15 protein-coding genes are annotated in these 15,985 nt (G+C 63.8%); 4 read left to right on the top strand and 11 right to left on the bottom strand.

The genetic code is table 11. The features are described 5' to 3' along the window. The 3 genes from HYH08_RS09115 to HYH08_RS09105 are packed head-to-tail and all read right to left on the bottom strand — an operon-like array spanning position 1 to position 2,797. Positions 1 to 1,104 carry a CgeB family protein gene (locus HYH08_RS09115; RefSeq protein WP_220009441.1) on the bottom strand — a complete coding sequence of 368 codons (1,104 nt, stop codon included), beginning with the start codon at positions 1,102 to 1,104 and terminating at the stop codon, positions 1 to 3. Further along, positions 1,101 to 1,697, bottom strand: a complete 597-nt coding sequence (locus HYH08_RS09110) for a histidine phosphatase family protein (protein WP_220009440.1) — start codon at positions 1,695 to 1,697, stop codon at positions 1,101 to 1,103. Before HYH08_RS09110 ends, HYH08_RS09115 begins: the two co-directional genes overlap by 4 nt. Then, complete coding sequence (locus HYH08_RS09105; RefSeq protein WP_220009439.1) at positions 1,697 to 2,797, bottom strand: inositol-3-phosphate synthase; 1,101 nt, start codon at positions 2,795 to 2,797, stop codon at positions 1,697 to 1,699. The genes HYH08_RS09110 and HYH08_RS09105 overlap by 1 nt, the downstream gene beginning before the upstream one ends. 333 nt (positions 2,798 to 3,130) lie before the next feature. Between HYH08_RS09105 and HYH08_RS09100 the strand changes: the two genes are divergently transcribed. Next, the gene (locus HYH08_RS09100) at positions 3,131 to 3,418 is read left to right on the top strand and encodes a hypothetical protein (protein WP_220009438.1); all 288 of its coding nucleotides are present in this window, start codon (positions 3,131 to 3,133) and stop codon (positions 3,416 to 3,418) included. A gap of 14 nt (positions 3,419 to 3,432) precedes the next feature. Beyond that, the gene (locus HYH08_RS09095) at positions 3,433 to 4,347 is read left to right on the top strand and encodes a glycosyltransferase family 9 protein (protein WP_349631408.1); all 915 of its coding nucleotides are present in this window, start codon (positions 3,433 to 3,435) and stop codon (positions 4,345 to 4,347) included. A 6-nt stretch (positions 4,348 to 4,353) separates the two neighbouring features. Here HYH08_RS09095 and HYH08_RS09090 read toward each other — a convergent pair whose 3' ends face one another. The 3 genes from HYH08_RS09090 to HYH08_RS09080 all read right to left on the bottom strand — a co-directional run bounded on the left by HYH08_RS09090 (position 4,354) and on the right by HYH08_RS09080 (position 7,261). Then, positions 4,354 to 5,136, bottom strand: coding sequence for a Crp/Fnr family transcriptional regulator (locus HYH08_RS09090; RefSeq protein WP_220009437.1), 783 nt, complete (start codon positions 5,134 to 5,136; stop codon positions 4,354 to 4,356). 179 nt (positions 5,137 to 5,315) lie between these two features. Further along, positions 5,316 to 5,483 (bottom strand): CsbD family protein, encoded by a 168-nt coding sequence (locus HYH08_RS09085; protein WP_228747686.1) that lies wholly within the window; start codon positions 5,481 to 5,483, stop codon positions 5,316 to 5,318. Positions 5,484 to 5,626: 143 nt separating this feature from the next. Next, on the bottom strand, positions 5,627 to 7,261 hold the full coding sequence (locus HYH08_RS09080) for an alpha-amylase family glycosyl hydrolase (RefSeq protein WP_502787592.1): 1,635 nt from the start codon (positions 7,259 to 7,261) through the stop codon (positions 5,627 to 5,629). Between the two features lie 484 nt (positions 7,262 to 7,745). Between HYH08_RS09080 and HYH08_RS09075 the strand changes: the two genes are divergently transcribed. Both HYH08_RS09075 and HYH08_RS09070 read left to right on the top strand, forming a co-directional pair. Further along, a complete protein-coding gene (locus tag HYH08_RS09075; protein WP_220009436.1) occupies positions 7,746 to 7,961 on the top strand; it encodes a hypothetical protein in 216 nt (71 codons plus the stop codon). A gap of 96 nt (positions 7,962 to 8,057) precedes the next feature. After that, positions 8,058 to 9,824 carry an SDR family oxidoreductase gene (locus tag HYH08_RS09070; protein WP_220009435.1) on the top strand — a complete coding sequence of 589 codons (1,767 nt, stop codon included), beginning with the start codon at positions 8,058 to 8,060 and terminating at the stop codon, positions 9,822 to 9,824. Between the two features lie 20 nt (positions 9,825 to 9,844). Here HYH08_RS09070 and HYH08_RS09065 read toward each other — a convergent pair whose 3' ends face one another. Genes HYH08_RS09065 through HYH08_RS09045 form a run of 5 tightly spaced genes read right to left on the bottom strand, consistent with a single transcriptional unit; the run spans position 9,845 to position 15,942 of the window. Next, the gene (locus tag HYH08_RS09065; RefSeq protein WP_220009434.1) at positions 9,845 to 12,235 is read right to left on the bottom strand and encodes a membrane-bound PQQ-dependent dehydrogenase, glucose/quinate/shikimate family; all 2,391 of its coding nucleotides are present in this window, start codon (positions 12,233 to 12,235) and stop codon (positions 9,845 to 9,847) included. A 5-nt stretch (positions 12,236 to 12,240) separates the two neighbouring features. Further along, positions 12,241 to 12,618, bottom strand: a complete 378-nt coding sequence (locus tag HYH08_RS09060; RefSeq protein WP_220009433.1) for a c-type cytochrome — start codon at positions 12,616 to 12,618, stop codon at positions 12,241 to 12,243. Positions 12,619 to 12,636: 18 nt separating this feature from the next. Continuing rightward, complete coding sequence (locus HYH08_RS09055) at positions 12,637 to 13,275, bottom strand: c-type cytochrome (RefSeq protein ID WP_228747684.1); 639 nt, start codon at positions 13,273 to 13,275, stop codon at positions 12,637 to 12,639. After that, entirely contained in the window at positions 13,272 to 14,111 is an 840-nt protein-coding gene (locus HYH08_RS09050) for a substrate-binding domain-containing protein (protein WP_220009432.1), read from the bottom strand. The genes HYH08_RS09055 and HYH08_RS09050 overlap by 4 nt, the downstream gene beginning before the upstream one ends. Continuing rightward, complete coding sequence (locus tag HYH08_RS09045) at positions 14,095 to 15,942, bottom strand: methanol/ethanol family PQQ-dependent dehydrogenase (RefSeq protein ID WP_220009431.1); 1,848 nt, start codon at positions 15,940 to 15,942, stop codon at positions 14,095 to 14,097. The genes HYH08_RS09050 and HYH08_RS09045 overlap by 17 nt, the downstream gene beginning before the upstream one ends. Between the last annotated feature and the right edge of the window lie 43 nt (positions 15,943 to 15,985).

Genomic DNA, 15,985 nt, shown 5'->3' with positions numbered 1-15,985 from the left:
TCAGGCCTCCTCGGATTGCTGGTGACGCGCGCCGCTGGATACCGCCTGCTCGAGCAGCGCCACCAGCTCGCGCGCGCGTTTGTCGGATGTGTGCTGATCCATCGTCCGCTCATAGGCGCGCCTCGCGATGGACTGCAGGTCGGGGCTCGACATCGCCAACGCGCCCAAAGTGTCCTGCGCATCGTGGGCGATCAGGATCTCGCTGCCGGGCGTGAAGAACTCCTCGATGCCCGGCCAGTCGTCGCTCAGGAGCGGAACGCCGCAGGCCGCCGCCTCGAACAGGCGGCCGGAAGGGCACCAGCCCATCTCCGCCATGGCCTTGCGCGTCACGTTGAGGGTCAGGCGAGAGGACGCAAAGAAAGGCGCATGTTCCGACGGCGGCAGATGCCGTACAAAATAGATGTTGGGCGACCACGGAAAGTCGTCGGGATATTGCGCTCCGCCGATCAGGAAACGCAGGTCTTGCCGCGCTCGCGCAGGTTCGACGAACAGCGCTTCGAGCCCGCGCTGGCGATCTTCGGAATAGGTGCCGAGATAGGACAGCTCCGCGCGATAATGCGGCTCGGGCGGCACCGGGCGATGAATGTCGCTGTCGACGTGCCCATAAAGAGGGCGGATATCGCGGGCGCCGAGCCGATCGCGAAATTCCTGAACGACGCGAGGTCCGCCGGTGAAGCTGAGGACGAGCGCGAAGTCGCGCAGGCCTCGCGGGCCGATATAGGGAACGGAGTCTCCCGCCATGAGCCGCGCCAGCGTGATCGGAGTATCCAGATCGTAGAAGATGGGAACGGCGCGCCGTTCGGACATGATCAGGTCGGTTGCCGCAATGGCGTCGGGACAGTAGGACGTCACGATCGCAACATCCGCATCCGCGATGTCATTGCGGGCGAGGGGGCGGGCCTCCTCCCAATTGGCAAAAAGCCTCAGCTGCCCACCGGGCAATTCATGGAAGTCCCGGGCGCCGGCATAATAGGGCACGTCGCGCTCGTAGAAGACTACGGTGTGGCCGAGACGCGTCAGATGCTTGCACAGGCCGCGCCAGAGCGTCGCGTGGCCATTGCCCCAGGATGAGGAGATGGTCAGTCCGAAAATGACGATCTTCACGCCGGCACCCGCTGGTTGATCCCGGTGATCCTGAAGCCGCGTTGATCCGCACTGAGGGTGCTGACGCTTGAGGGATCGATCGTAATCGAAAGAAAGTCGTCAAGCTTCATGCGCGCGTAATGCAGCAGCGCCGCACGAATGGGTTCGGCGTGGCTGATTGCGATGACCGACTCTGCAAGATGGTCAGATCGCAGCTGCTCCAGATGTCGGACGACCCGCGTCTGAAGCGACCGCATGCTCTCGCCTCCGGGTGGGCGCGTGCTGCCGCGATGACTGTTCCAACGCGACCATTGCGGATCCTCGCTGAGCTCCTCGAAAGACCTGCCGGTCCATTCACCATAGTCGAGTTCGTCCAGAGCAGGAACGATCTCGACAGGCAATCCGAAGCGCGCAGCCAGAATGCTGGCGGATTGCATGCAGCGCCTCTGCGGGCTCGACTGGATCAGCGATGGCCGGGGGCCGACGGCGGCTGCACAACGGATGATCTCCCCGCAGCCGATGTCGTCGAGCGTGACGCCGCCCATCCGGCCGCACAGCGTGCGGCCGAGCAGGGCATGATGGCCGTGACGCACGAGATGAATGATCCGCGCCATCAGCTGCATACCTTGTCGTCGATGAAGGCACGCGTCCGCCGTCCGGCCTCCTCGTCGGTGAACTGCTGCGGCGGCGATTTCATGAAATAGCTGGAGGGACCGGTCAGGGCGCCGCCCTGACCGCGATCCATCGCAAGTTTTGCGCAGCGAACGGCATCGATCACTACGCCCGCCGAGTTCGGGGAGTCCCAGACCTCGAGCTTGACCTCGGCGCTCAACGGCACGCCGCCGAACGTCGTGCCTTCGAGCCGGATGAAGGCGAGCTTGCGGTCGGTCAGCCATGGGACATGGTCGCTTGGGCCGACGTGAATGTTGTCGGGGTCCATCGGGACGTCGAACTGGCTGGTGACGGCCTGCGTCTTGGAGATTTTCTTGGAGGTCAATCGCTCGCGTTCGAGCATATTCTTGAAGTCGGTGTTGCCGCCGACATTGAGCTGATAGGTGCGGTCCAGCCGCACGCCGCGGTCGCGAAACAGATTGGCGAGCACGCGGTGCAGGATGGTGGCGCCGACCTGGCTCTTGATGTCGTCGCCGACGATCGGAAGGCCCGCGTCCTCGAACCGCCGCCGCCAGTCCGGGTTGGAGGCGATGAAGACGGGAATGCAATTGACATAGCCGCAGCCGGCTTCGATCGCACGCGCCGCATACCATTCGCTTGCGCGCTGCGAGCCGACGGGCAGGTAGGAGACCAGCACGTCCGTTCGTGACGTCGCCAGCACTTGCGAAACGTCCGCCTCGGGGACGTCGGCGACGGGGACGTCATCCTCGAGATAGTGCCCGATGCCGTCCATGACCGGGCCGCGCTGCACGATGACGCCGGTCTGATCCACGTCTGCGAAGCGATGCGTGTTGTTTGGCGTGGCAAAGATGGCGTCGGCGACATCGCGCCCGACCTTGCTTGCATTGACGTCGAAAGCCGATGCGATCTGGATGTCGCTGATGTGATACCCGCCGAGATCGACGTTCATCAGGCCGGGCACGGGCTCGTTCGATTTGGCGTTCCGGTAATAGGTGAGACCCTGGACGAAGGAGCTTGCGCAATTGCCGACGCCGACGATGCCGACGCGCACGCGGCGCCTGTCCTGAAGACGGGAATGCATGGACGAAAACCTCCGGGGAAGACGCAGGGCGTCACGTAAGTAGCTCGGCGAACGTGCCGGAAGGTATGTTCGTTCCTGTACTGGAGGCGCCGTGCCGGCGGCGTTGATCCGATTCCCGGCAGAAAATGCAGTAGGCTTAACCTGGGATAGAATCTGCCGCTGCACGAACGGAACGAAGATCATCCAGGATGAAGATGAAGAAGATGATCCTGGTCGCCTCGCGTCGGCCGCGTCTTGCGCGCAAAGAACAAATCTTGCCGACCCGCGTTTCACGGCAGATAGTCCGATGCGATGTCGTCACATTGCCGGGCCTGCCAACGAGCGAGGTGCCACATGACGTCCAAAGCCCAGAACAGCGAAGCCGAGCAGACCACCGATCACGCCGCGATCCGCAAATGGGTAGAGACGCGCGACGGGCAGCCGGCGACGGTCGCGGCAACCGAAGAGGACGGGCATGCCGGCATCCTGAGGATCGATTTCGATCCGCCGGACGAGGGGCTTGAGCGCATCGGTTGGGACGAGTTCTTCGACAAGTTCGACGAGGCCGGTCTTGCCTTTCTGCATCAGGATCGGACGAAGGACGGGAAGGTCAGCCGCTTCCACAAGTTCGTCCGCCGCTAGCCGGGTCGCCGGCGGTGGCGAACGACTGGGTGGAGGCGATGCGTGCCGGCGATTTCGCGCGCGCCTGGGCCATCAACGCCCGCGATTTCGCGGCGGCGTCGCATCCGCCCAAGCACACCGGTCCGCGGCATCTCCAGCGGATCTGGCGTGGGGAGCCTCTGGCGGACAAGCATGTGCTCGTCCGGTGCTATCACGGGCTCGGCGACACGCTCCAGTGCCTGCGTTTCATGCGGCCTCTCCGTGACGTCGCGCGCAGCGTCACCGTCTGGTGCCAGGCCGGACTGTTGCCGATGGTGGAGTGCACGGCAGGCGTCGATCGCGCGCTTGCGCTCCACGAGGGGACGCCCGGAGCGGATTTTGAGGTGGATATCGAGATCATGGAGGTGCCGCAGGCGCTGAGAGTCGGGCGAGAGCAGATCGAGATGCGTACGCCTTATTTGACGCTGCCGCCGCGAAGCGCTTCTGCCTCGGTCGACTGCGAAAGCCTGGCCGTCGGCCTGGTCTGGAAGGTCGGTCAATGGGACAAGCGGCGCGAGATTTCGACTGACTTATTGAGCCATCTTGCCGCTCCCGGCGTCGAGCTCTACTCGCTCCAGGAAGACGCCGCTCTCGAAGAGCTCACACAGATCGGCGCGCGGGACATCAGCACGCCCGACATTGCGACGCTCGGCCATCTGCTCCGTCGGCTCGACCTCGTCATTTGCGTCGATACCATGGTCGCGCATCTCGCAGGGGCACTCGGATGCGAGGCCTGGGTGCTGTTGCACGCGGATTGCGACTGGCGGTGGCCCTCATCCGGGGGCCGCTCGTTGTGGTATCCGAGCCTGCGGCTGTTTCGTCAAAAGACGGCCGGCGATTGGAGCGCTGTCATCCCGGAGCTGCGCGAGGCCCTGGACCTGCGCGCCAGAGCCCTGCAATGGTTCGCATGAACGTCGTCAGGCCGGCGCAACGGCGCCTTTAGCCGGTTGCAATTGCATTGATCTGGCACCTTGGTCGCGCGAGCGGAAGCCAAGATAGGCGGGATCGAAGCGCGCCAGCCGGACCAATCCCGGCCAGTCGGAGATCGTCAACGTCTTGCCATGCCATTGCACCAGGTTGCAGCGGCGGAGCTCCTGTATGGTGCGGTTGGCGTGGACCGGGGAGATGCTGCAGGTCGCAGCCAGGTCGGATTGGGTGAACGGCAAAGATAATCTGAAATCCTTGGAAAGCCCGACATTTTGCAGGCGCGTCGTGATCTCGCAGAGCAGGTGTGCCACGCGCGTCAGGGCGTCTCGGCTGCCGAGGTTTATCGTCCAGTTGCGCTGCATGGCGTGGTCGCCAAGCAGCATCAGCAGCAGGGTACGCGATATCGCGGGCGAGCGCACCGACAATTCGCGAAAGAAGCGATGCGGCACCAGCGCGACCACAGCGGGGCCGAGCGCAACGAGATTGCCGTGGATGCGGGGCCGGTACAACGTCTGGAGATCGGCGATGTCGCCAGGCACCGAGATCGAGGTGATCTGCCCGTCTGTTCCCTCGGCATCCTGCCAGGACAGGTAACCCTGGAGCAGCAGGCAGCATTGATGGCCCTCGTCGCCGTGCCGCAGGATAGCCTGATGCGAACTGAAGTGCGCAATCGTGCTCGGCATCTCTGCCAGGATATCGAGGTCATCGACAGTGACATCACCAAGGCTCGCCAGATGATCGGCGAGCTTGGAGAAAGTAAATCCGGTCTGCATTGGTCATCCGATCGCCCGCCCGAGGGCACTTTGGGGCAAGTCGTAAGAGGCAGGCATTAACCTCTGATACATCCGTGCGAATTGTGAGGATGGATCATTGGATGCAAGTCGACGTCTGTCCGGGTTCAATGTTCCCGAGATCGAACCGAGCCGCGTGGCGAGGGAGCTAAGTTAGCTTTTTAAGCCTTTTGAGCGGATTGAGTTCTTTTGGGCCTGTCCTGCTCATCGCGACTGCGCGCCGCGTCGGCCTTGCCGTCATCGTGCAGCGCCTGGTCGCCGATGATTTCGCCGGCGGCCTGCTTGGCCTTTCCGATGATCAGTTGCTTGATATCTTTCGCTCTGCCCATTGCTGATCTCCGAAGTCGCCGCTGCCCCGGCGCCCGAAGGGGGAAACGCCGGGGGCGCGGTTTCGTCCAAGAATGCTTCCGGTGATGGGGGCACGTCGGAAGCCAGGATGAGACTCTCCGTGGAGTGAATGGTTCCTGGGCCCTTATCGCGGCTCCAGGGTGATGATCATGCCTTCATTGCCACGAAGCAGGATCGAGGCTTCGGGCAGCGATCTCGGTGCTTGGTCAAGATGGGTCGACATCAGCAAGTGGCCGCTCCCTTGCCAGTGCCACTTGCGCGGCTCGGCCGCGATGTTGAGAGCGATCAGCATCTCCTGTCTATCCGCGACGCGCCTGAAGGCAAGCACGTCGCTCCGCGATCGCAGTGGTTCGTAGCGACCTCGACGAAGGCACGCATGTTCGTGCCGCACGGCCATCAATGCGCGAAACAATGCCAACGTCGACCGCTCATCGTTTTGCTGATCGGTGACATTGGCCGAACCTTCCGGATCGAGCGGCAGCCAGGGCTGACCGCTGGTGAATCCGCCATTGACGCTGTCGTCCCATCGCAGCGGCGCGCGCTCGGGATCGCGGCACAGGTCGAAGCCTGGCACGAGCTTTTCGAAGGGATCGCGAACGCGGTCGGACGGTATGGAGACGCGCTTGCGGCCGATCTCGTCGCCCATGTAGAGGAATGGCGTTCCCTTCAGGGTCATTAGGAGCATTGCGAGCACGCGCATCTGGGCTTCCCCGATCTTGCTCGCGATCCGCTGTTTGTCGTGGCCGCCGATCACCCACACCGGCCATGCTTGCCCGGGCAGGGCGTTGAAATAGGCGTCGATCGCCGCCTGCAGCGACAGTGCATTCCAGGGCGTGTCCAGCAATGCAAAGTTGAGGGGGAGGTGCAGACGCGGCCGCTCCGTGCCGTAGAAATGCCCGATCCGATCGGTCTTGCCCTGGACTTCACCGCACAGCAATCGCCCGGGATATTCGTCGATCACGCCGCGGATGAACTCGATGCACTGCATGGTCTCTGGCCGGTCGTCGGTGAACACCGGCGTCTGCCGTTGCGGCGGTGGCTTGTCCTCAGCTTCGGGATTCGGAGGATTGTCACGCAGATGCGCATCCTTGATCAGGACTGCACTGGCATCGACGCGAAAGCCGTCGACCCCCCGATCCAGCCAGAAGCGCATGACGTCGGCCATGGCCGCGCGGACCTCGGCATTACGCCAGTTGAGGTCGGGCTGCTCGACCAGGAATGAATGATAGTAGTACTGCCGCCGAGCTTCGCACCACTCCCATGCGCTGCCGCCAAAGCGGCTCAGCCAATTGTTTGGCGGGCCGCCGTTCTCGGCGGCTTCGGCCCAGATGTACCAGTCGGCTTTCGCGCTGTTGCGTGAACTACGGCTTCCGACAAACCATTCATGATCGTCCGCGGTGTGGTTTGGCACGAGATCGAGGACGAGCCGGATGCCGGCCTCGTGCAGGGCGGTGAGGAGCTCATCGAAGGTGCCGAGATTGCCGAAGGCTGGATCAATCGCGCGATAGTCGGAAATGTCGTAGCCGAGATCGCGGAACGGGCTCTTGTAGATCGGGGTGAGCCAGACCGCATCGACGCCCAGCCATTTCAGGTAGTCGATACGCGATATCAGACCGGCAAGGTCTCCCTTGCCGTCGCCGTCGGAATCCTGAAACGAGATCAGCGCGATTTCGTAGATGACCGCGGATTGCCACCACGGGCTTTCGTCGTTCGACCCGGCCGTCATTGCGTCGTTCACCTCATACGGCGGCGCATGCATGCCGCCCTCAGCCTCGCGTTACGAGACATCCAAGTCCAGGAGGGAACAATGGTTGCTATGGCTGTCCCAAATCGGCGCCACGCGCACGGGATGAATCTTTGCTTGGGGGCAAGAAAATTCGAGGTTTTTAACTTTTTGAAGTGCGGGAACCCGACTTCGGCTGCAGCCTATCAACAAGCCGGTCAGGGCCGCCCCGATCCGGCGTATATCGGCCCCGGCGCCATACCTCCCGCCGGGGCCATTTTCCCTCGGACACGCCAACCCCGATAACGCCGATGACTGCCAAACGTAACCGCAGGAAACAGACAGAACCGCTACAGCAACGCTTGATATCATTCGTCGAGGTCGCCCGGGACCGGGCGCACCGTATGCCCCCGGGCAAGGAACGCGAGATGCTATTGCGACGTGCCAAGCAAAACGAGGTGACTTCGGAACTGGCCGACCTATTGAGCGCTCCTGGCCATCGACGACATGGAGGATGACGATGACCGCCTTCAAGCACTATCGCGCATTCCAGATCGATCCCGATGGTCATGTTTTCGGCTGCATCAATCTGGTGTGTGATGACGACGAACAGGCCAGACGCGAAGCGGCCGCGCTCGTGCTGATCCATCGCATCGAGCTGTGGCGGTTGGACAAGCGGATTGCGCAATTCGAGCTCCCTCGAGAGGCCACGCATCAAGCGGCGGCCGGCCATTAGGGGCGCGGGCGCTTGTGCGTCGGTCATGCAGCTATAGTCACGAGGAACGAGCGTCATGTCCGGGGACTTGGATAAGATCCGAACCGGACAACGCGCATGCAAAGATCTGGCACTGACCTATCGACTTTCCCCCTCACGAGGGTGACGGATGACGTCTGGATTGCGGACGACGCGCCGATCAGCGCGGCGGGGCTGGTTCTCCCCATTCGCATGACGGTCATTCGGCTGTCGAATGGCGACCTCGTGCTGCACTCGCCGGTGCGATATTCGCCCGCTCTGCGCGACGAGCTGGAGAGTCTAGGCTCGATCAGATATCTGCTGGCGCCGAATGTTGCGCACTGGACGTTTCTGCCCGAATGGCAAAGGCAGTTGCCGCAGGCAACGACCTTCGCAGCACGTGGCCTCTCGGCGAGGAAGCAGGTGCGAGAGGCAGGCTTGCGCATCGACCGGGAGCTTGGCGGCACCACTCCCCAGGAATGGTCTCAAGAGCTCGAGACCATCGTGGTGACTGCGCCGATGTTTTCCGAAGTGGAGATATTCGACAAACGAAGCCGTACATTGATCCTGACGGATCTCGTGCAGAATCTCGACTCCCGTCATCTTCCGGTTTCAAATCAGGCAGCTGTAAGCCTGCTTGGCAACGCCAGGCCGGACGGCAAGGCGCCGATTTATCTGCGGCTGCTGTTGCGGCTCGGCGGCCGGTCGGTCCAGGCGGCGGCCGAGCGGCTGGTAAGCCTTAAGCCCGAACGGGTCATTTTTGCGCATGGCGACTGGTTCGACTCCGCAGCGACCAAGCAACTGCGGCAGTCACTGCGATGGCTGCTCCCCCTGGATGCCTCGGGAGCTGCGCCGCGGCCAATGGCAGGCACGCGCGTCGTGATCACGGGCGCCTCCAGCGGAATCGGCCACGCCGCGGCGCTGGCGTTTGCGCGGGAAGGTGCGAGCGTCGTTCTCGCGGCGCGGCGCGGGGGGATCCTGACCAGCCTTGCGGCGCAGTGCGAGGCGCTGGGTGGTCGTGCCCTGGCGGTCCCGACCGATGTCACCGATGCCGAGGCGGTGCAGCGATTGGCCCGGCAGGCCGAAGATGCATTCGGCGGGATCGACGTCTGGATCAACAATGCCGGCACCGGTGTGTTCGGCGCCTATCAGGACGCCGATCTCGCGCTGCATCGCCGGACCGTCGAGGTCAACCTGCTCGGAACCATGAATGGTGCGTTCGCGGTGCTTCCGATCTTCCTGCGCCAGAACCGGGGCATCCTGATCAACAATATCTCGCTCGGCGGCTGGGCCCCGACGCCATTTGCGGCGGCATATACCGCAAGCAAGTTCGGCCTGCGCGGGTTCACGGCGAGCCTGCGCCAGGAGCTCGGCGCACATCCCGATATCCACGTCTGCGGCGTCTTCCCGGCAATGGTGGATACGCCAGGCTTCGTCCACGGCGCCAACATGTCCGGCAAGAACCTCGACCCTGGCCCGCTGCTGTACCAGTCCGAGGATGTCGCCCAGGCATTCCTGAGCCTTGTTCGTGCACCCCGTGACGAAGTGGCCGTTGGCTGGCCCGCGCGCGCCGGCCAGGTCGCCTATGCGATCGCGCCAAAATTGACCGAGAATCTGGTGGGAGGCGCATTCCGGTTTCTGCTGTCGCGCGCGCGTCGCGCGGCGGTCAGCGAAGGAAGCATGATCGAGCCGTCTGCACCCGGCAGATCGGTCGATGGCGGCTGGTTGGCAAGGAAACAGCTTCCGCCGGCCGGGGTCATCAGCCAGGGTCTTGCGGTGCTAGGGCTGGCTGCGGGCCTGGCTCTCCTGGCCTCGGCAGTCACGCGTCCCCGTCGGCAGATCAGGACGAGGCGTCACCGCGCATAGACAGGCCGTGCCGACGCACATCACGGCAGCGCGTACGCCCGCACGTAATCGCCAAGCTTGGTTCCGAATGACCCGTGGCCGCCGTCGACCGTGACGACATATTGCCTGCCGCCGGCCTCATACGTCATGGGTGTCGATTGGCCGCCTGCGGGGAGACGATCCTGCCAGAGCTGCTGGCCGTCACTGACGTCAAAGGCTCTGATGTAATCATCCATCGTCCCCGTGATGAAGATGACGCCGCCTGCGGTCACGATCGGCCCGCCCAGCATGGGAACGCCGAGCTTGAACGGCAGCGGGAGCGGGGCCTGATCGCGGATCGTGCCGATGCGGTGTTGCCAGACAATCCTGTGCGTCCTGAGATCGATGGCCGCTATATTGCCCCAAGGCGGGGCAAGGCAGGGGATGCCGAGCGGCGACAGGAAAATGCCGAGGTCGACACCGTAGGGCGCGCCATACATCGGCTGCACGCCGAGTTCGGTGCCGGGCGGATGCGCCGCGTTCGGCGCGGTCGGATTATCCTTTCCGCGGGGCACGAGACGGGACACGAAGGGGATGGATTGCGGGTTCGCGATCGCGATCTGGCGCTGCGGATCGACCGCGATGCCGCCCCACTCGAACATGCCGAAATCGCCTGGGAAGACCAGCGTGCCTTGCTCCGAGGGCGGCGTGAACGGCCCTTCGTAGCGCAGGCGCTTGAACTTGATGCGGCAGGCGAGCTGGTCGAACATCGTGCTGCCCCACATCTGCGCGTCGGTCAGCATGCCAGGAGGTCGGAAGCTCAATTCCGAGAAGGGCTGCGTCGGCGAAAGCCGGTCGCCGGCCGCAGGACCCTGCGGCACCGGTTTCTCCGGCGCGGGCACCAGCTGATGCCCGTCGCGGCGGTCGAGCACGAAGATGTCACCGGTCTTCGCCGGAATGTAGATCGCCGGCGTGACCGCTCCATTCGCGCGCAGATCGACGAGGCTCGGCTGCGACGGCATGTCCATGTCCCAGAGGTCGTGGTGCACGTTCTGGAACGACCAGCGCAGCTTGCCGCTCGCGATATCCAGTGCGATCAGCGCGGAATCGTATCGCTCCTTCTCCTGCGAGCGGCCGCCACCCCAGATATCGGGTGAGCTCGAACCGAGTGGCAGGTAGACCAGCCCCAGATTTTCGTCGACCGCGGAAATGCTCCAGGAATTGGGCGAACCGGCCGTGAAATGATGCGTGGCCGACGGAATCTCGTTCGGATCGGGATTGCCGGCATCGAACGCCCAGATCAGTCGCCCTGAATAGACGTCGAAGCCGCGGATCACGCCTGAAGGCACCCGGTCGGAATAGTTGTCGATGACGGCACCGCCGACAATCAGGACCTTGTCCGTGACCACGGGCGGTGAGGTGCCCTCGTAGAAGCCGAGCGTCTGGATCTCGCTGCCTTGCTTGAGGTCGATCTGCCCCTGATTGCCGAAGCCGGCGCAAGGCATTCCGGATTGGGCATCCAGCGCAAACATCCGGCCGTCATTGGTCGGCACGAAGATGCGTTCCGGACAATCGCCCGGGGCCGGCGCACCGTCGGCCGTAACCGCGCCTGGCTTTGTCGCGTGATAGGACACGCCGCGGCAGGTCATGTGCTGAAAGGCCTTGTTGTGCTGGACCTGCGGGTCGTACTTCCAGCGCAATTTTCCGGTCGCCGCCTCGAGCGCGAATACGATCTGGTGCGGCGAGCAGGTGTAGAGCAGGTCGCCGATCTTGAGCGGCGTCGCCTGGTTGGTGATCTCGTCGGGATCGTCGGGTCCCTTGTGATCGCCGGTGCGGAATTCCCAGGCGAGCTTGAGGTTCTTCACATTGTCTTTGGTGATCTGGCCGAGCGAGGAATAGCGCGTCCCGAAGCCGGAGCCGCCATACGCCGTCCAGTTCTCGCCGGCGGATGGAGCGGTTGCGGCAGCGGCGCCGGTCGTCTGGCTCTGCGGTATCGTGCCGGCGAGATCGTGCCGGTCCTTCGCCACGGAAACGCCGAGCACGACGACGGCAACGATCAGCACGAGCCCGAGCGCCCATCGCGAGGCCCGCAGCCGCGGCGCCAGGCGATCCGCGATGAAGGGCAACAGCAGCCAGACGCCGAGAGGCGCAAGCACGTCACCCCGCGGCGCCAGCGACCAGAAATCGAATCCGGCTTCCCAGACCGCCCACGCCATCGTCGCGAGCAGCAGCACGGCATAGACCCCGAGCGCCTCGGCGCGCCGACGCGCGAGCAGCGAGCTCGTGAGCAGAAGCATCATCCCGGCGAGCAAATAATAGATGGAGCCGCCAAGCACCGCGAGCCAGACGCCGCCGGCCGTCAGGCCCAATCCCATGATGGCGACGATCACAGCTGTGATGGCCAGCAGCGGCGCGTCGCGGAACAGGTTTGCCGGGCGTTGTGAGGAGTTCATATGACCTACTTCAGCGTAAAGAGGAACGCCGCGATGTCGCGCGCGTCCTTCTGCGGGATTCCCATTCTGGGCATCGCATTGCCCGGCAACGCTCGCTGCGGATCTTCGATCCAGTCAGCCATGTTGTCCGGCGAGTTGTGGATGTAGCCGGCGATGTAGGTCCGCGTGCCGATCCTATGCAGGGGCGGTCCGACATTGCCGTCGGCACCGGCGATGCCGGGAATGTCGTGACAGACGCCGCACTGGTATTGCTTGACGAGATCAGTGCCGCGGCGGGCATCGCCGACGAAATTGTCCGGGCCGGCAGCCTTGCCGGGCTCGCAGGCCGCACCTGTGATGGCGATCAGCGCGGCGATGAGCAAGCGTGTTGCCGGACGCATCATCGGCGGCTCCCTTTCCGATCAGGGCTTCTGGCCGAAGTTGAAAGACTTGGTGGCGGACCACGGATCGGTGGTCGAGACCTGTTCGCTCGGGACTTGCTCGATCGCGGGCGATGTTGGATTTGCCGAGAAGGTGCGGCCCCATTGCCGGCTCGGCTCGTTGCTGATCCTGCCGATATAGGTGACGAGGTCCCAGATCACGCTGTCGGGCAGCACGCCGCCCCAGGCCGGCATGCCATTGGGCCGCCCCTGATAGATCGAGAGATAGATGTTCTCGGGCTGGGACCCGTAGGTGAAGAGGTTGTTGCTCAGCGCCGGTCCCATGCCGCCGCCGCCGTTCGGCGCGTGACAGCCGACGCAGTTGAAGTTGACGAAATAGGTCATGCCGCGCTGCTCCGCATTCGGATCGCCCTGGACCGGATTCTTGATCTGCGGCGGATCGGGCTGCGCACCCGGGAAGAGTGTCGTCACGGGGACCTGCATGAATACGCCGGGCCGGCCATTGCCGACCGAGCCGCCGAAATTCGGCCGCGGCGCCAAAGGCGGCATTGTTGCTTCCTGCGACTGGGGCAGGCTTTGCTGGGCGGTCACGACCTCGCTCGGAGCGGCCGCCAGAAGGAGCGCGATCATGCCCGCGCGCAGCGCCATGGCAGGTATCATTCATGTCCTCCCGATGCCGTCACCGGCGCCTCGACCAGAGGCACGCCGTAGCTTCGCAGCAGAGAGTTGATCTCGGTTCGATGCTCTTCGATGAACGCGTTGAGCTGGTCGCGCAACGCGCGATCGCCCTTGCGCACGCCCATCGAAATGGCGAACTGGAATTGCTGAGGTGCAAAGCGTTCGCCATCCCGGATCGGTGTGACCGTCAGCGGCACCCCGGAGAGCCCGGCAAAGTATCCGGCAAGCGGTCCCCACGCAGCGGCCACATCAATATCGCCGTGCGCAACCGCTTCGATCAGGTGGGCCGGTGGATCGGCCTGGCGGTAGTCGCCGTAGATCGAGTAGCCGCGGACATTGTCGACGATGCCGAGCTCGCCGAGCGCCTGCGCCGGCGGCGGATTGTTGCCGTCGTCGCCGACGAGATGCACGCCGATCGCCAGGCGATGCAAACGCGGGTCGAGCAGCGACGACAGATCGAGATGCGCATCCTGACGGCTGACGAAAACGTAAGTCGAGCGATAATAGGGCCTCGTGGTCTCCACCAGATCGTAGCCGGACGGGACGCCCATCACGACGTCGCATTTTTCAGCTTTCAGCGTGTTGCGGATGAAGCCGCGACGCTGCGCCCACCAGGTGTAGGACAGGGTTCGTCCGAGGGACTCGGCTACCATCGATGCGAGCTTGTTCTCGAAGCCGGCCTCGGTGCTGTTGGAAAACGGCAGATTGTTCGGATCTGCGCAGACACGCAGCTCGCCATTCGGCGCGGCCGACGCGGGCAGCGCAATCCCGACCAAGCATGCAAGGACGGCAGCTACGCATTCACTGCGGTGGCGCATGGCTACTGTCCTGACCGTTGGTGCCGCCGAGCTTGAACACCAGAAGTTCGCTGCCCCCGGCCGTATAGAACGGCAGATCCTGCATCGCGCCGGTGAAGCCGAGCGCGCCATTGCGCACGCGCTGGTCGACCTCCGCGTTCGCCACTACGCCGGGCCAGCCGCCGACGCCCGAGAGAATCGCGATGTATTGCTGTCCGTCCGAGCCGCGATAGGAGATCGGCTGGCCGATGAAGCCGGATCCCGCGCGGAACTGCCAGAGCACGTTTCCGGTCTTGGCATCGACCGCCTTGAACAGGCGGTCCATCGTTCCATAGAACGCGACATCGCCCGCCGTCACCAGCGCACCGCTCCAGACCGGCAACTTCTCGTGAATCTCCCAGACCTTCTTGCGTGCAACCGGGTCCCACGCCATGAATTCGCCGCGGTATCCGCCGGGGCCGGCATACATATCGACATCGGCGCCGACATAGGGCGTGCCGGCGATATAACCGACCTGCGACGCCTTGAAGTCCATGCACAGATGCTGATGCGGGACGTAGAGCAATTTCGTACGCGGTGACCAGGCGGAGGGCTGCCAGTCCTTCGCCCCGGGCGCGGTCGGGCAGATGTTCTCGACGGTCTTGCCGACCAGCGGGGTCTTCTCCTCGTTGGGAATGATCTTGCCGGTCTTGAGATCGACGCCCTTATACGCGTTCACGAACTCATAGGCGTCCGCCGAGATCACTTCGCCGGTGGCGCGGTCCATCACGTACATGTAGCCGTTGCGGCCCGGATGGATCAGCACCTTGCGCGGCTGACCATTCAGTTCGAGGTCGACCAATACGTTCTCGTTGATCTCGTCATGGTCGAACAGGTCGTGCGGGTTGAGCTGATAGGCCCATTTTGCATGCCCGTTGTCAGGATCACGGGCGAAGATCGTGGTGCTCCAGAGATTGTCGCCGCTGCGCTGGTTCGCATTCCAGGGGCTGGGATTGGCGGTGCCGTAATAGATCAAGTTGAGGTCGGGATCGTAGGAGATCCATCCCCACATGGTGCCGCCGCCGACCTGCCAGCGGTCGGCAGGCCAGCTCTTGACGCCGAGGTCCTTGCCCCTCAGGTTGTCGTAGAACGGCTTGAAGTCGTCGCCGATCAGCACGTCCTTGTCGGGGCCTGTGGCGTAGGCGCGCCAGGCGATCGCGCCGGTGTTCTCGTCGAGCGCGGTGACCCAGCCGCGCACGCCCATCTCGCCGCCGCTGTTGCCGATAAGCACTTTGCCCTTGACGATGACGGGCGCCATCGTGATGGTCTCGCCCTTGTTGATCTCGCCGAGCTTGGTGTGCCAGAGCTCCTTGCCTGTCTTGGCGTCGATGGCGACCGAGTGATTGTCCAGCGTGTTGAGAAAGATCTTACCGTTGTCGAAGGCGAGCCCGCGATTGACGACGTCGCAACAGGCAACGCCCGCCGCGGCCGGCTCCGGTTTCGGCGCATACGACCATTTCAACTCGCCCGTGGTCGCGTCCAGCGCGAAGACTCGGTTCGGGTAGGGGCCGGCATAGGGACTGACCACATACATGGTCCCGTCGACCACGAGCGGCGCAGCCTCCTGGCCCCGGTCGACGCCGACCGAGAAGGTCCAGGCGAGTTGCAGGCGCGATGCGTTATTGACGTTGATCTGGTCGAGATCGCTATAGCGGGTGTTGGCGTAGTCGCGCGCCGCCATCGGCCATTGACCAGGATCTTTCATGCGTGCAGCAAGATCGGTCTGGGCGAAACCGGGCGAAACCGTTGCAGAGCACGCGGAGAGCGCGGTGAGCGTTCCCCACAGCACCTGCCTGAGGCCGGGCATTAACATAAGTGAAGATCTCCACGGCATTGACGAGGCCGTGCCGCGTTGC

The sequence above is a fragment of the Bradyrhizobium sp. BR 10289 genome, assembly GCF_019455385.1.
Lineage (GTDB): Bacteria > Pseudomonadota > Alphaproteobacteria > Rhizobiales > Xanthobacteraceae > Bradyrhizobium.
This window is presented reverse-complemented; position numbering and strand designations above follow the sequence as displayed.

What these genes read in the sequence shown, in the direction of transcription:
- HYH08_RS09110 (WP_220009440.1), bottom strand. Translation starts at nt 1,697, where the DNA reads ATGGCGCGGATCATTCATCTCGTGCGTCACGGCCATCATGCCCTGCTC.
- HYH08_RS09105 (WP_220009439.1), bottom strand. Translation starts at nt 2,797, where the DNA reads ATGCATTCCCGTCTTCAGGACAGGCGCCGCGTGCGCGTCGGCATCGTC.
- HYH08_RS09100 (WP_220009438.1), top strand. Translation starts at nt 3,131, where the DNA reads ATGACGTCCAAAGCCCAGAACAGCGAAGCCGAGCAGACCACCGATCAC.
- HYH08_RS09090 (WP_220009437.1), bottom strand. Translation starts at nt 5,136, where the DNA reads ATGCAGACCGGATTTACTTTCTCCAAGCTCGCCGATCATCTGGCGAGC.
- HYH08_RS09085 (WP_228747686.1), bottom strand. Translation starts at nt 5,483, where the DNA reads ATGGGCAGAGCGAAAGATATCAAGCAACTGATCATCGGAAAGGCCAAG.
- HYH08_RS09080 (WP_502787592.1), bottom strand. Translation starts at nt 7,261, where the DNA reads ATGCATGCGCCGCCGTATGAGGTGAACGACGCAATGACGGCCGGGTCG.
- HYH08_RS09075 (WP_220009436.1), top strand. Translation starts at nt 7,746, where the DNA reads ATGACCGCCTTCAAGCACTATCGCGCATTCCAGATCGATCCCGATGGT.
- HYH08_RS09070 (WP_220009435.1), top strand. Translation starts at nt 8,058, where the DNA reads ATGCAAAGATCTGGCACTGACCTATCGACTTTCCCCCTCACGAGGGTG.
- HYH08_RS09065 (WP_220009434.1), bottom strand. Translation starts at nt 12,235, where the DNA reads ATGAACTCCTCACAACGCCCGGCAAACCTGTTCCGCGACGCGCCGCTG.
- HYH08_RS09060 (WP_220009433.1), bottom strand. Translation starts at nt 12,618, where the DNA reads ATGATGCGTCCGGCAACACGCTTGCTCATCGCCGCGCTGATCGCCATC.
- HYH08_RS09055 (WP_228747684.1), bottom strand. Translation starts at nt 13,275, where the DNA reads ATGATACCTGCCATGGCGCTGCGCGCGGGCATGATCGCGCTCCTTCTG.
- HYH08_RS09050 (WP_220009432.1), bottom strand. Translation starts at nt 14,111, where the DNA reads ATGCGCCACCGCAGTGAATGCGTAGCTGCCGTCCTTGCATGCTTGGTC.
- HYH08_RS09045 (WP_220009431.1), bottom strand. Translation starts at nt 15,942, where the DNA reads ATGTTAATGCCCGGCCTCAGGCAGGTGCTGTGGGGAACGCTCACCGCG.